Origin of the sequence: Kocuria sp. ZOR0020, from assembly GCF_000800955.1 — a bacterium.
Taxonomy (GTDB): Bacteria; Actinomycetota; Actinomycetes; order Actinomycetales; family Micrococcaceae; genus Kocuria; species Kocuria subflava.
Genome location: NZ_JROX01000197.1, coordinates 1 through 13,536, shown reverse-complemented (window position 1 = coordinate 13,536; position 13,536 = coordinate 1). Strand labels below are relative to the sequence as shown.

The window sequence follows — 13,536 nt, the reverse complement described above, 5'->3', positions numbered from 1 at the left end:
ATCAGCTCTGATGGGCGGCACAAATCGCTTCTGAGCAGATGGAGGGAGCAATGAGCGGAAGAACTCGCTGTTCGGCGGGTGTCAGGAAGCAGGGCTGGCCGGCAGCTACCCGCCCGCGTTCATGACGAGACGGTTCCGTCCGGGTCCGTGACAAACCTAGTGCGGCCATCGAACTCCACGGCCACGGCGATTCGTTCCAAGAGGTCCTCCCGGATCTCCGGCAAATCGTTCAGAGGGAACCAGCGGACGTCCGTGGATTCGTCGTCGTTGACCACCGGGTCGCCGCTGACCCAGCGGCACCGGAAGGCATGGTCAAGGAAAGTGCACCGGTCGCCGTTGGGGAATTCCATCTCCCGGCCTGCTTTCACCATCGCCAGGCCCTCCACCACACAGGTCACCCCGGTTTCCTCCTGGCATTCACGCACAGCCGTCACCGCAGGATCTTCCCCGGGGTCAACAATGCCCGTGATGGGAGTCCACCGGCCGTTGTCCGAACGGCGGCCCAGCAGCACGTGGTCTCCTTTGAGCACCACTGCGGTGGCACCTGGCAACCACAGCGGGGCGTGGCCGATCTTTTCGCGCAGCTCAAGGATGAAGTCAGGGGTGGGCATGGGTGCTCCTGTCTGACGGAGGATCAAGGACCTGGCATCAAGGATGTTGTCACACCAGAACCAGCGCAAGGGCAGCGCCCACCAGCATGGCAGGTCCGAACGGTACCCGGTCCGTGGCCTTGGCCCGCTTGCTGATCAGCAGGAACACGGCGATCACCCCACCCACCACAAAACCAAGAATCACACACCACAAGACGTTCCACACGGATGCGAAGCCCAAGACCGTGCCCAGCAGGCCGGCCAAGCGGACGTCACCCAGCCCCAGGGCTCCACGGGAGGCTCGATGCAGCAGGAAGTACAACAGCCACATTCCCACTGATCCCAGCACCATGCCCACAATGCGGGTGGGCTCGCCGGAGAGCAGAGCGGCAGCGGTCAACAGGATCCCCGCCCCCACCCATGTGGGTCTGACCACGGCCCCCGGGAGCCGGTGTTCGCGCAGATCCACGTAGAGCAACCAGGCGGAGATCAGGGCCAGGGACGTGAGGGTGAGCAGGACAAAGAACGTGGCCATCAAGTTGCCCACTCCCCCGTCCGATGCATGGAGCATCAAGTAATCACCCATGGGCACCACGGTAGTCCGGGGCGACCCCGCAGCCCACTCCACGTCAGCCTTCAGTGGAAAGGTCACCCAAGTGTTAACCACCCACGCTGGATGTGGAGGTCTTTAGACTGGTCCCATGAGCATAGGACCGTACGGTCGCCCCACTGCAGCCCCGGGAAACGACCCCCAGGAGTTCGCCGCACTGTGCAGATCCTCGCCCTGGCGCTGGAACACCATCCGCTTCACACTGCAGTGGTTGCTCCCGGCCTCCGACCGGGATGCCACCGGAGCCCCCATACGGGACTCCTCCATGGGAGCCAAACAGGACCGCGTGCCATGGCCCATCCGAGCCTGGGTCCGACGCCCCAAGGATCTGCGCGTGGAAACCCTGGACGGGCATCCTCTCTACACCTCCACGGACATCGGCACCTCTCTGCAGGATTTCTACGTGGCTTCCCGTCCGGACTCATGGCTCCTGCCGCCGTCGTTGGTGGCCCCTGTCTACCGCCGCTCCGGTCTGGTGGAACGCCGCCCGGAGGCCGCCTATGGTGACCCCGTGTTCGGAGGTGGCCGCTGGCAGGCAGTGCTGGACCCGGTGGAGATGGTGGGACCCAAGCCTGTGGCCCCGTACCTGGCAGCCCAACAACTGCCCGCGGCCATCAGTGACGTCCGGGTCCTGCATGACGACGCCGGGCGCACCGTCCGTACCGCCACCGTGACACCTCGGATCACCTACCAGCCCGTGGAGCCAGGCCATCCGTTGGTCCCTGCGCCCTCAGAGGTGGTGGTGGATGACCAGACGGGGATCTGTGTGGCCTCCACCGTTTTGGAAGGGCCGCTGAGTGGTGCCGGGCACCGGCTGCGGATCGAGGCCGTGGACGACTACATGCTGGATGACTTGTTCACACCGGTCTCCTTCAACCTCACGGATGTTTCCCACCATGTCCCGTGGCAGGTCACGCAAGCCCCTGACGTATGAGGTCCTGGGCCGTAGCCCATTAAGCTGACCCACGGGTCCCCCAATGATTGGTCATGCAACTGCGGGCGTCCCGATACCCAATTTCCCCTCCTGTGTGATGATCCGAAGGCCCCCATGTCCCGGTCGCATCGATTGGTTTCCCTCTCTCCCCGAATCTCCTGGCCCACCATCTGTGCCTTGCTGGTCAGCTACGTGGTGGTCACCGCCCTGGCATCGACCTATCTGTTGACGGTCAGGGACTCACCGGGCCTGGACATGCGTGTGTACTGGCGAGCAGCCCAGGTGCTGCACGGAGTGAACCCCAACACCCAGGAGCTCTACGCTCCCTCACTGGTTTCCGTGGGCAGTCTGGAGCTTCCATTCACCTATCCACCGCTGTCAGCCCTCATGTTCTACCCCTTGGGCGGCATGACCTTGGAGCAGGCCTGGAGCATCACAGCCGTGTTCGGCGTGGCATTGCTGGGGCTATACGTACTGGTGATCTTGCACCTGGCACCGTTCTCACGCGCCTGGTTCGGATCCACTCCTGTGGTGAGCGTCTTGGCGTTCCTTGGTGTCTACGGCGTGTTGTGGAACCTGTACCCGGTGAGCTTCACCCTGGTGTTCGGGCAGGTCAACATAGCCTTGGCGCTGCTGATCCTGTGGGACCTGGGCAGGCAGCGGGAGCACACGTGGGGCACCGGTGTGCTGACCGGATTTGCCGCCGGGTTCAAGGTCACGCCCGCAGCCATGGGACTGGTCCCCCTGGTGCAGGGCCGGTGGTGCACCATTGCGGGCATGGTCCTGGGGTTGGCAACCACCGTGGTGATCTCTGCGGTGTTCCTCCCGCGCGAGGTCTGGGACTACTTCACCTCCCAGTTGTGGCAGACCAGCCGAGTGGGCGAGGACGCACGAATTTCCAACCTCTCCCTCAATGGTTCCCTGCACATGCTCAACCTCCCGGACGGTTGGGCCAGTCCCCTGTGGGTGGTCCTGGTTCTGACAGTGCTGGTGGGCGGAGCACTGGGAATCCGACGGGTGTCCCGTGCGGGTGACGCCTTCAGCGCCACCGTGATCGGCGCTTTGGTCATGCTGCTGATCTCCCCGATTTCCTGGGAGCACCACTGGGTGTGGGTGGGGCCCCTTCTGCTGGCCCTGATTCCACACAACCCGCGGTCGGCACCGGCATGGGAATGGGCGGTGGTGGTGATCCTGGCTGGGTTGCTGTTGTGGACGTTCACCTCCGCGCCATCCATATTTGCCGCCCACCTCACCGAGCCAGGTGAGGTGCCTGCTGTGGTGTTCAATGGCCCACCGTCACTGGAACGGGTGGCCACCTTCCCGGTCTGGGCCGCCGTGCTTTCAGGAATCTGGCTGTGCCTGCGGCCGTACCGCACAGATCTCACACCTCAGCACGTTCCAGCACTTCCGTGACCAGCGCGGCGATCGGCGAGCGCTCGGAGCGCGTCAACGTGACGTGCCCGAACAAGGCCTGACCCTTGAGCGCTTCCACCACGGCCGTGACACCGTCGTGGCGCCCCACGCGCAGGTTGTCGCGCTGTGCGACGTCGTGGGTCAGGATCACTTTGGAGTTCCGCCCGATTCTGGAGAGCACGGTCAGCAGCACGTTCTTCTCCAGGGATTGGGCCTCGTCCACAATCACCCAGGCGTCATGCAGGGACCGTCCGCGGATGTGGGTCAGCGGCAGCACCTCGATCAAACCGCGTGAGCTCACCTCAGTCATGACGTTTTCGGAGACCACGGAACCCAAGGTGTCGTAGACGGCTTGGCCCCAGGGGTTCATTTTTTCGTCCTCGGTGCCGGGCAGGTAGCCCAGCTCCTGACCGCCCACCGCGTAGAGCGGACGGAACACGATGATCTTGCGGTGTTCCTGACGTTCCAGCACGGCTTCCAGCCCCGCACACAGGGCCAACGCCGATTTGCCGGTGCCGGCCCGCCCTCCCAGGGAGACGATCCCCACCGCCGGGTCCGTCAAGACGTCAATGGCCAGGCGCTGTTCCGCCGAGCGCCCCACCACGCCGAACACTTCACGGTCACCCCGCACCACACGTGCGTTTCCATCGGCCCGGACCCGGGCCAGGGCATTGCCGCGCGGTGAGTGCAGCACCAGTCCACAGTTGGCCGGTAGCCCGGCAGATTGATCGATGGCCACGGACTCTTGGGCGTACAGGGCAGCGACGACGTCGTCGTGGACCTCCAATTCCTCCACTCCCGTGTATTCGGTGTGGCCCCCGGTCACCCACTCCGCGCGGTATTCATCAGCATCCAGGCCCAATGCAGATGCCTTGACGCGCATGGGGAGGTCCTTGGAGACCACGCAGACGTCATGGCCTTCATCCGCCAGGTTCTTGGCCACGGCCAGGATGCGGGAATCATTGTCCTTGAGCCGGAAGCTCAACGGCAGCACGGTCTCGGCCACGTGGTTGAGCTCCACCATCAGACGACCCCCCTCATCCCCCAGCGGCAAAGGGCGGTTCAGGTTGCCGTGTTCCACGCGCAGTTGGTCCAGCAGACGCAATGCCTTGCGGGCAAAATAGCCCAGCTCGGGGTCATGGCGTTTGCCCTCCAACTCGGTGATCACCACCACGGGCAGAACGACGTCGTGTTCGGCAAAACGCAAGACGGCGCGAGGATCGGAGAGGAGCACGGAGGTGTCCACCACGTAGGACTTCACGCCGGCCCGCGGTGCGGTCACCGCAGGCGTTTGTACGGAGGACACCTGGTGGGTGGAGGCCTGCCAGGTGTCACCGTGCTGAGCTGCGGCATCGAGCTTGTGGTCTACGTGATTGCTGGTCATCGCGGCGTCCTTTGTCGGGTGAGGACAACCGGCGTCGGTCACCGGCCGCCTGATCCCACGGTGACATGGCACACGACTGCCCCCAGTGCCTGACACGTGAACGCCCCGTGAATTACAGGGATGTGACTCAGGGCACACGCGCAGACGGGGGTGTGCTCAGCCGCCGAATCGACGTTTGCGGGATGCGTAGTCCCGCAAGGCACGCAGGAAGTCCACGTAGCGGAAATCCGGCCACAGGGCCTCACAGAAGTAGTACTCCGAATAGGCGGACTGCCACATCAGGAACCCGGAGAGCCGCTGCTCACCGGAGGTGCGGATCAAGAGGTCAGGATCCGGTTGGCCGCGGGTGTAAAGGTGTTCCGAAATGTGCTCGGCAGACAAGGAGGACACCAAATCGCGGACATCCTCCCCGCGGTCCAGGGCCTCCGTGAAGATCTCCTTGACGGCATCCACGATCTCTTGGCGTCCGCCGTAGCCCACGGCAATGTTCAGATGGGGGCCCTCGTTGTCCTTGGTGACCACCCGCAGGGTTTCCAGGCGATCCCGCAACGGCTGGGGCAGTAGGTCCAAGGCCCCCACCGGCTGCGCACGGCAAATACCCTCTTCCTGCAGCCGCTGGGTCAGTCCCGTGATGATCTCCAGGAGCGGTCCCAGCTCAGCAGCGGGGCGCTTCAGATTCTCCGTGGAGAGCACGTACAGGGTGACCACGGGGATCTCCAGGTCCCGGCACCATCCCAGGAACTCGATGATCTTCTCCGCACCCGCACGGTGACCGTCCTCCGTGGACCCACCGGACTGTTTGGCCCACCGCCGATTGCCGTCCACCAGCACACCCACATGGTGGGGCAACCGGTCTTGATCCAGGTCAGCGGCAAGACGCTGCTCATAGAGCCGGTAGATGGGTCGAGCTTTGGCCACGCCACCCTCCTGACATCTGTGTGCGGATCAGCCAGTACAAATCTAGCGCCTGCCCCGGAACATCACGTCCCGCAATCCCAGGCGGCACCCAAGTTGGGGACCTAGAATTCTTGATGATCCCCCGGGTCCCACTTACTTTCCTCAAGGAGGTTCCCGTGACCGAACATGCTCGCGCATCTCAGCGCACCACCAAGCGCCCACGACGGGTTGCTCCCGTGATCCCTGACGTGCTGGAAACCGTGGCCCGCTCACCGTTCTTGCACAAGCTCGGTTCAACACTTGCCCACCCACCGGTGCCCCGCAAACCCAGTTGGCGCGGTTGGATCCACGCCGGTTTCACCCCCATTGCCTTTGTGATGGTTCTGGTGGCCATGATCCTGGCCCCCACCGTGGAATTGCGGGTGGCCTGCGCCGTTTTTGGTGTCACCGGGTTGCTTCTGTTCGGCGTCTCCGGGATCTACCACCGCAGCTACTGGTCCCCGCGGGTCACCGCTGTTCTACGCCGCTTGGACCACACCAACATTGCCCTGTTGATTGCCGGCACCTACACGCCGGCCGCCATTGCGTTGATGCCTGACCCCACCATCCTGCTGTCCATCATCTGGGGTTCGGCCATCGGCCTGGTGGCCTTCCGGCTGGTGTGGATGAATGCACCGCGTTGGCTCTACACGCCGTTGTACGTGGTCATGGGCTGTATTGCCGTGGCTTATCTGCCGCAATTCTGGCCGGTGCAGCCCGTGGCCACCATCATGTTGGCGGTCGGCGGACTGGCTTACATTGCAGGCGCGGTCACCTACGCGCTCAAGTGGCCCATCCTGGCCCCGCGCACTTTTGGCTTCCATGAGGTCTTCCACACCTGGACCGTGGTGGGATTCATCTGCCACTACATTGCGATCATGTTCGCCATGCTGGGGTGATCAGGCGCTCAAGGGTTCGGGCATGGAAAAGGGCAGATCCACTCAACGGACCTGCCCTTTTACATGCCCAAATCAGGGCTACACCCCGGAACCGGGTTCTGACCCGCCGGAGTTGGGCTTCTGCCCGGAACCGTCTGAGGTGGTGGCGGGCGCAGGCGTCGTCGTCGTGGCGGTCTGCTGCGCGCCCTCACCGGCAGGTGAACCCTGCCTCTCCTGGGCCTCCTGCTCAGCGGCGTAGGCCAGGCGGTACCGCAAGCGGCGCTGCCGACGCATGAAGTCCAGGATCAAGGCAGTCAGTGCCACCACCACAAAAAACGTGGCGAAAAACCCGATCACACCTGGGCTGACCTGTTCAGGCTCCAAACCCGGCATGAGCTGGTTGGGGTCAGCGGGCGGGGTGGTCTCCAGGAACACGGACAACATGGTGAGTCACTCGGCTTTCGGAACTTTGGGGATGGACATCGGCTGCTCCAAGCGAGTGGCTCAGATCTGCCAGTCCGGTTGTGGAGCGTAATCGGGCACGGGGGCAATCTGGTCCACGATGCCCTCGAACAGGCAGGTCTCCGGGGCCACGGCCTCAACCCGGGAATCAGCCAGAACGTAGTCCTCCCACGGCCAGGCAGCCGCCTGGAACTCGGGGGAAACGGCAAAGAACATGGAGTCAGGGGCCACCTGGGTTGCGTGGCAGCGCAGGGCGTCCTCGCGGACGGTGAAGGACTCCGGGCAGAAGACCTTGGTGGTGGTGGGGTGTTTGCCCAAGGCAGCCGTGTTGCCCTCGGCATCCTGTGCCTCCAACATGCGCGCGATCCGCTCCGCAAACGGAGATTCCAGGCCGCGTTCCAGCATGGCATCGTGCAGGGCCACAAATCGTTCCGGACTGAAGGCTTTGTCGTAGTAGATCTTCAGCGGTTCCCAGGCCTCACCCAGATCCGGATAGGCCTCTGGATCTCCCGCGGTCTTCCAGGCGTGCATGGCCACGTTGTGGGTCTGGATGTGGTCCGGGTGCGGGTACCCGCCGTTTTCGTCATACGTCAGGATCACGTGCGGCTTGAAATCACGCACCAACTTGACCAGTGGGGCCGCGGCGATCTCCACCGGCTGCAGGGCAAAGCAGCCCCACGGCAGTGGCGGCAGAGGATCCCCTTCCGGAAGACCGGAGTCCGTGAAGCCCATCCACCGGTGCTGGATGTCCAGGATGTCAGCAGCCTCAGCCATTTCGGAGCGCCGGTAGCCGGCCAGATCACGCTCTGCGTGCGGAACACCTTCCATGGCCTGGTTCAGGATGTCCCCGCGTTCCCCGCCGGTGTTGGTGGCCACCATGACCTCAACCCCCAAACGACGGTAGTGGGCCATGGTCCCGGCACCCTTGGATGATTCATCGTCAGGGTGCGCGTGGACAGCCAACAGGCGCAGGTCAGCATACGTCGGCAAGGAACATCTCCTTCATGGTCCGCCGAACGCGGACGGGTGGTGACGGGTGGGCCGGTGCGCAGTTGGCACCAGCAGGCACTGCCGACCATTCTACGCGCCGCACACCCGGCCCCTCACGGCACCTAGACTGGATCCATGCCCACCGACCCCACCACCAACACGGAACCCACCGTGCCCGCGGGCACCCCGTCACGGAACGCGGCGGGGGGGTCGTCGTCCATGGACGTCGGCCGGGATGCCGAACGTCGGTTGCAACAGCGGTACGCGCGCCCGGCGCGCCGCAAGCCCACCAAACGATCACTGTTGTGGGTTCTGGTGGCAGGCACGCTGGTGGCCAGTGCTTTTGTGATCTGGATTTTGGTGGCCGGTTCCAATCGCCCCGCCACCAAGGACGTCGGCTTCGAGCTGGCCTCCGCATCCCAGATCACAGCCGATTTTGAGGTCACCAAGAACCCCGACGACGTCGTCCGCTGTGGTGTGGAGGCACTGAACCAGAACTACGCCGTGGTGGGCTACACGGAAACCACCATCGGCCACGTGGACCCGGACCTGGTGGTGGGACGAACCAGTGCGCACCGGGTGGAAATCCGGACCACCAACCAGGCGAATTCCGCTCAAGTCACCCAGTGTTGGGTGATCGACTGAGGCCTGGATCCACGGTTCACGGCAGGGCTGCTTGAGACGGCGTGAACCGTAGCAGTGCTGGTGATCACGCCATATCCGTTAGACTATTGTGTCTGAGAACACGGCCGTGGCTGCCGGTGTGCACCCTCCCGGAGCAAGACCGCCCGGGCGTCACGCCCCTGCGGCCGTGCCTGATGACCAACGGAAACACCTGAAGACCAGAGAGAAGGCAACTGTGCCTGAGACCCCCGAAACCCAGGGCGCGTGGCTGACCCATGAGGCCTACGACCGCCTCAAGAAGGAACTCGACCACATCTCCGGGCCCTACCGCCAGGAAATCGTGGACCGCATTGAGGCCGCCCGTGAGGAAGGTGACCTCAAGGAGAACGGTGGTTACCACGCCGCCCGTGAGGAGCAGGGGAAGAACGAGGGCCGCATTGCCCACCTGACTGCTCTGCTGGACAACGCAGTGGTTGGCGAAAAGGCCGCCGACGACGGCGTTGCCGAATCTGGCATGGTGGTCACCGCCAAGGTGGCCGGCAACGAGATGACCTTCCTGCTGGGTTCGCGTGAGGTTGCCGAGGACCTGGTGGGCGACTCCGACATGGAAGTTTTCTCCGACCACTCCCCCATCGGTTCCGCCGTCAAGGGTCACAAGTCCGGGGACACCGTGAGCTACCAGGCCCCCAACGGCAAGGAAATCTCCGTGGAGATCCTCACGGTCAAGCCTTTCGAGGCCTGATCGGACGTATCGCTCGGCCACCGGAGTCGGGTCACATCACTCACTGAGTTCGACGACGGTCGGGCCCTCCCTGGACTGCATTGCTTGGCGTCCTGCGGAGGGCCCGACCGTCGTCGTTGTCGAGACAGCAGTGTCCGGCCCCTGCGACCGGGCGCGGGTGCTGGGCGCCTTCCTTGAACTGCTTCGCTTGACGTTCTACGGAAGGCGCCCAGCACCCGCTCGTCGGTCGGAGCCGCCCTATCTGCTCACGGACAGCAGCGAGCGGTCAGCAGCAATCGCTCAGTGCACGACGACCGGGCGGTAGCCCTCCGCTTCGAGTGCGGAGAGCACCTGGCGGGAGTGCTCGTGGCCCTTGGTCTCCATGTCGATGGTGATGGAGACATCCCCCATGGCCAGGGAACCGCCGATGCGGGTGTGGTCAACGCCGGTCACGTTGGCATCCAAGCGGGAGATGATGCTGGAGATCCGGGTCAGTTCGCCGGGGCGGTCCACCAGCATCATCTTGACGGTCATGTATCGCCCGGCAGCAGCAAGACCACGCTGGATGACTTTGAGCATGAGCATGGGGTCGATGTTGCCGCCGGAGAGCACCACCACGGTGGTTCCCAGATCCCCGTAGGTTTCCTTCAGGCGCCCGTCCAGCAGGGCAGCCACTCCCACCACACCGGCCGGCTCCACCACAAACTTGTTGCGCTCCAGCATGAAGATCAGGGACTCGGCCAAGCGGTCCTCGGAAACGGTGACGACGTCGTCGGCAAGTTCCTTGATGATCTGGAACGGGAGCTGACCGGGCTGACCCACGGCAATGCCGTCGGCAATGGTGGAGACCTTTTCCAAGGACACCAGGGCGTCACCGGCCAATGAGGGCGGGTAGGCGGCCGCGTTTTCCGCCTGGACACCGATCACCCGGACGGGGCGCCCGCCGCGGGCCTCCCGGGCCTTCAGCGCCACCGTCAGCCCTGCCAGCAGACCACCGCCACCCACACCGGTGAGCACGGTGTCCACGTTGGGGACCTGGTCCAGCAGCTCCAGCCCCAGGGTTCCCTGCCCGGCAATGATGTCCGGGTGGTCGAAGGGGTGGACGAACACCTTGCCGGTGGCTTCCGCCACGCGGCGTGCCTCCGCGAGGGCCTCGTCCACCTTGGCTCCGTGCAGGACCACTTCAGCCCCGTGATCCTGGGTGGCAGCCACCTTGGGCAGCGCAGCACCCAACGGCATGTAGATGGTGGCCTTGATGCCCAAACGCTGGGCCGCCAGGGCAACACCCTGGGCGTGATTGCCTGCAGAGGCAGCCACCACCCCGCGGGCCTTCTCCTCATCGGAAAGCTGAGCCATGCGGTTGTAGGCGCCGCGGACCTTGAAGGAACCACTGCGCTGCAGGTTTTCCGCCTTGACCCAGACCTCTGACCCGATCATCCGGGACAACGCCCGCGAGTGAGCCACCGGAGTGCGTTCAATCACGCCGTCCAACAGCCCGGCGGCACGCTCCACGTCCTCCAACACCACCGGCAAGGAGGCCAACGTGGTGCTCAGATCCCGCTCGGTGGCAGGTGGCTGGGTCAGCAGATTCGGCTCAGTCATCACGCGCGTCCGGGATCGTTCGGGGAATCGGTGTCTTCGATGTCGTCCTCGCGCCGGGCAGCCGGATGAGCACCCGGATCCTGGTCCATGGACTTGTTCTGCGGGAACTCCGAGGAATCATGGTCAGGGCTGCCCACAATGCGTTCGGGGCTCTCCCGTCCGGCGTCGCGACCCAAACCGTGCGGCATCCGAGCTGCCTCAGAAGTCTCTGCAGCCGTGGCCGGACGGGTCATCACCGGAGTGGTCTTGTCATCGGAATCGGCGATGCGAGCCGACACGGAGCGGTCGTCACGGCGCTTCTCCGAGGCCTGGACCTTCTCCGCCGCGGAGACAGCCAATTCCTTCTCACGCTCGGCGGCTGCCTTCTCCACTTCCTTGTTCTGCTTGCCGGCTTCCTGGTTGCGCTTGGAACGGGAGAACCGGCGGAACTGCTGAAGGACCTGTTCGCGGGTGAGTTCTTCCTTCTTGGCCAGCTTGCGGATCTCCCACGGGAAGTAATTGGGTTGCCAGGCGATCTCTGGATCGTTACGCCAGCCCTGTGCGGCCAGGTAACGCATCACGGAGTTGACCACGGCCAACAACGGGACGGAGAACAGTGCCCCCAGGATGCCTGCGGTCACGGAGCCCGTGGCCACGGCCAGGAACACGGCCAGGGGGTGCAGGGAAACGGCCTTGCCCATGATCAGCGGCTGCAGGATGTTGGATTCGACCTGCTGCACCAGCAGCACCACACCCAGCATGGCCAATGCGATCCAGGGGCCGTTGGCCACCAGAGCCACCAGCACGGCAATCGCGCCGGTCACCACGGCACCCACCATCGGGATGAAGGAACCCAGGAACACCAGGATGCCGATCGGCACGGCCAGCGGGACCCCCAGCAGGAAGGCACCCAGGCCAATGCCCACGGCGTCGATGAAGGCCACAAAACCCTGGATGCGCACGTATTGCACCAGGGACAACCAGCCACGGCGTCCGGCCCCGTTCACGGCCGGGCGGGCGGGGCGCGGGAAGAGCTTGACCAGGAACAGCCAGATCTTCTCCCCGTCGGCCAGGAAGAACAGCAAGGTGAAGAGCATGATCAAGGTGCCCGTCACAATGGTGCCTGCTGTGGAACCGAAGGAGATGGCGCCGGAAACGATTGCGGAGGAGTTGTCCTGCAGGGTGGAGAACCCCTGGTCCACCCACTGGTTGAGAGTTTCCGTGGAGATGTCGAACGGAAGGTCCTCGATCATGCCCAGCAGCGTGTTGATACCACGCATGGCGGAATCGGAGAGCTGGCTGAAGCCCAGGATGATCTGCTGTCCGGCCAGCGCCAGCAGACCCAGGACAGCCACGATCAGACCGAGCTCCACCAGCGCTGCAGCCGCAAAGGTGGGGAACCTCTTGCTGCGCAGCCACGTCACGGCCGGCGACACCAGACCAGCCAGCAGGGCAGCCAGCAACACCGGGATCCACACGGTGGTGAAGTAGGCCATCAGCCAGCCAACAACCAGCAGCGCGGCAACAATGATGATGACGCGCCAGGACCAGGCAGCGGCCACGCGCACAGAGACGGAAACGCCGGAGGAATCGGATTCGGAACCGACCGGCAGCTCCGGTTCGGCTATCCGTGCAAGCTTCTTGCCTGCCTCCGTTTGAGAGTTCGATGAGGACATGAGGTACATGTTCCCATTGATTTATTCATATGGAGGACATCGTGAACACGGTCACGCACCCAGTTGAGGTGTCATGATGGAGGCATGTCCACCCACTTCTTGAGGATCCTCACCCAGCGCCGCCCGGCCCCCGCGCTCACCGCGGAGGCTCCTGCCCGTGAGGAACTCGAGAAGATCATTTCTGCGGCAGCCGGGCCTCGGGTCAAGGGCCGCCCGCTCACATGGCGCCTGGTGGGCACCACCCGGGGCCAAGCCACCGAGCTGGCTGCAGCATTGTCCGGACTGAAGACCATCCCGGACCTCAAGCAGCCCACCGCGCGCCTCAAGGGCAAGAACATGCGCCGCTTGGCAGCTTTCCGGGGTTCCCTGGCCTTTGCCTCCAACGGCGGCCTCGCCCTGGCTCTGGTGTTCCACCCCAAGCGAGGATCGGATCTGCCCAAACGTGCTCAGCACGGCGAGGCCCTGGGAGCACGCCTGCTGCTGGAAGCCGCTTTCTACGCCAGTGGCTGGGCCACGCAGTGGTCACCGCGCCAGAGCCCGGACCTGGAATTCCTGGGTGAGTTCTACGGCCTGGACGCCGACGAGGAAATCCTGGGCTGGCTCTTCGTGGGCCGCCCGGACACCCAGGTCTCCAGCGATCACGCCGCCACGTTGCCCGCCCGTCCAGCACCTCTGACCTTCCGCTGACACTGCTCAGCACGTTCCCTGCAACGACGTCGCCCCTCGCCTTCCGCACG

14 protein-coding genes are annotated in these 13,536 nt (G+C 64.4%); 6 read left to right on the top strand and 8 right to left on the bottom strand.

What is annotated here, in order from left to right:
• Positions 1 to 119: 119 nt before the first annotated feature.
• Positions 120 to 611 (bottom strand): NUDIX domain-containing protein, encoded by a 492-nt coding sequence (locus L979_RS11360; protein WP_047692318.1) that lies wholly within the window; start codon positions 609 to 611, stop codon positions 120 to 122.
• A gap of 49 nt (positions 612 to 660) precedes the next feature.
• The gene (locus tag L979_RS11355; protein WP_156125564.1) at positions 661 to 1,176 is read right to left on the bottom strand and encodes a prepilin peptidase; all 516 of its coding nucleotides are present in this window, start codon (positions 1,174 to 1,176) and stop codon (positions 661 to 663) included.
• 115 nt (positions 1,177 to 1,291) lie between these two features.
• On the opposite strand from L979_RS11355, the gene L979_RS11350 reads away from it, so the two are divergent.
• Positions 1,292 to 2,134: a hypothetical protein gene (locus L979_RS11350; RefSeq protein WP_047692317.1), complete on the top strand. Its 843-nt coding sequence runs from the start codon at positions 1,292 to 1,294 to the stop codon at positions 2,132 to 2,134.
• A 114-nt stretch (positions 2,135 to 2,248) separates the two neighbouring features.
• Positions 2,249 to 3,547, top strand: a complete 1,299-nt coding sequence (locus L979_RS14760; protein ID WP_052209834.1) for a glycosyltransferase 87 family protein — start codon at positions 2,249 to 2,251, stop codon at positions 3,545 to 3,547.
• Here the strand turns inward: L979_RS14760 and L979_RS11340 are convergent.
• Together L979_RS11340 and L979_RS11335 are read right to left on the bottom strand one after the other, a co-directional pair.
• Positions 3,516 to 4,931 (bottom strand): PhoH family protein, encoded by a 1,416-nt coding sequence (locus tag L979_RS11340; RefSeq protein ID WP_081994387.1) that lies wholly within the window; start codon positions 4,929 to 4,931, stop codon positions 3,516 to 3,518. The genes L979_RS14760 and L979_RS11340 overlap by 32 nt on opposite strands.
• Positions 4,932 to 5,087: 156 nt before the next feature.
• The gene (locus L979_RS11335) at positions 5,088 to 5,849 is read right to left on the bottom strand and encodes an isoprenyl transferase (RefSeq protein ID WP_047692316.1); all 762 of its coding nucleotides are present in this window, start codon (positions 5,847 to 5,849) and stop codon (positions 5,088 to 5,090) included.
• Positions 5,850 to 6,004: 155 nt separating this feature from the next.
• Between L979_RS11335 and L979_RS11330 the strand changes: the two genes are divergently transcribed.
• On the top strand, positions 6,005 to 6,766 hold the full coding sequence (locus L979_RS11330) for a hemolysin III family protein (RefSeq protein ID WP_231559518.1): 762 nt from the start codon (positions 6,005 to 6,007) through the stop codon (positions 6,764 to 6,766).
• A gap of 78 nt (positions 6,767 to 6,844) precedes the next feature.
• Here L979_RS11330 and L979_RS11325 read toward each other — a convergent pair whose 3' ends face one another.
• On the bottom strand, positions 6,845 to 7,189 hold the full coding sequence (locus tag L979_RS11325; RefSeq protein WP_047692315.1) for a hypothetical protein: 345 nt from the start codon (positions 7,187 to 7,189) through the stop codon (positions 6,845 to 6,847).
• A 60-nt stretch (positions 7,190 to 7,249) separates the two neighbouring features.
• Complete coding sequence (gene mca, locus L979_RS11320; protein WP_047692314.1) at positions 7,250 to 8,197, bottom strand: mycothiol conjugate amidase Mca; 948 nt, start codon at positions 8,195 to 8,197, stop codon at positions 7,250 to 7,252.
• A gap of 135 nt (positions 8,198 to 8,332) precedes the next feature.
• Here mca and L979_RS11315 point away from each other — a divergent pair, with 135 nt between their 5' ends.
• Positions 8,333 to 8,842 (top strand): DUF4307 domain-containing protein, encoded by a 510-nt coding sequence (locus L979_RS11315; protein ID WP_052209833.1) that lies wholly within the window; start codon positions 8,333 to 8,335, stop codon positions 8,840 to 8,842.
• 214 nt (positions 8,843 to 9,056) lie between these two features.
• Positions 9,057 to 9,563 carry a transcription elongation factor GreA gene (greA, locus tag L979_RS11310; protein WP_047692322.1) on the top strand — a complete coding sequence of 169 codons (507 nt, stop codon included), beginning with the start codon at positions 9,057 to 9,059 and terminating at the stop codon, positions 9,561 to 9,563.
• A gap of 279 nt (positions 9,564 to 9,842) precedes the next feature.
• On the opposite strand, the gene ilvA is transcribed toward greA, so the two are convergent.
• Together ilvA and L979_RS11300 are read right to left on the bottom strand one after the other, a co-directional pair.
• Positions 9,843 to 11,144: a threonine ammonia-lyase gene (ilvA, locus tag L979_RS11305; protein ID WP_052209832.1), complete on the bottom strand. Its 1,302-nt coding sequence runs from the start codon at positions 11,142 to 11,144 to the stop codon at positions 9,843 to 9,845.
• On the bottom strand, positions 11,144 to 12,799 hold the full coding sequence (locus L979_RS11300) for an AI-2E family transporter (RefSeq protein WP_081994389.1): 1,656 nt from the start codon (positions 12,797 to 12,799) through the stop codon (positions 11,144 to 11,146). The genes ilvA and L979_RS11300 overlap by 1 nt, the downstream gene beginning before the upstream one ends.
• Positions 12,800 to 12,883: 84 nt before the next feature.
• On the opposite strand from L979_RS11300, the gene L979_RS11295 reads away from it, so the two are divergent.
• Entirely contained in the window at positions 12,884 to 13,486 is a 603-nt protein-coding gene (locus tag L979_RS11295) for a hypothetical protein (RefSeq protein WP_052209831.1), read from the top strand.
• Positions 13,487 to 13,536: the final 50 nt, after the last annotated feature.

What these genes read in the sequence shown, in the direction of transcription:
- L979_RS11360 (WP_047692318.1), bottom strand. Translation starts at nt 611, where the DNA reads ATGCCCACCCCTGACTTCATCCTTGAGCTGCGCGAAAAGATCGGCCAC.
- L979_RS11355 (WP_156125564.1), bottom strand. Translation starts at nt 1,176, where the DNA reads ATGGGTGATTACTTGATGCTCCATGCATCGGACGGGGGAGTGGGCAAC.
- L979_RS11350 (WP_047692317.1), top strand. Translation starts at nt 1,292, where the DNA reads ATGAGCATAGGACCGTACGGTCGCCCCACTGCAGCCCCGGGAAACGAC.
- L979_RS14760 (WP_052209834.1), top strand. Translation starts at nt 2,249, where the DNA reads ATGTCCCGGTCGCATCGATTGGTTTCCCTCTCTCCCCGAATCTCCTGG.
- L979_RS11340 (WP_081994387.1), bottom strand. Translation starts at nt 4,931, where the DNA reads ATGACCAGCAATCACGTAGACCACAAGCTCGATGCCGCAGCTCAGCAC.
- L979_RS11325 (WP_047692315.1), bottom strand. Translation starts at nt 7,189, where the DNA reads ATGTTGTCCGTGTTCCTGGAGACCACCCCGCCCGCTGACCCCAACCAG.
- L979_RS11315 (WP_052209833.1), top strand. Translation starts at nt 8,333, where the DNA reads ATGCCCACCGACCCCACCACCAACACGGAACCCACCGTGCCCGCGGGC.
- ilvA (WP_052209832.1), bottom strand. Translation starts at nt 11,144, where the DNA reads ATGACTGAGCCGAATCTGCTGACCCAGCCACCTGCCACCGAGCGGGAT.
- L979_RS11300 (WP_081994389.1), bottom strand. Translation starts at nt 12,799, where the DNA reads ATGTCCTCATCGAACTCTCAAACGGAGGCAGGCAAGAAGCTTGCACGG.
- L979_RS11295 (WP_052209831.1), top strand. Translation starts at nt 12,884, where the DNA reads ATGTCCACCCACTTCTTGAGGATCCTCACCCAGCGCCGCCCGGCCCCC.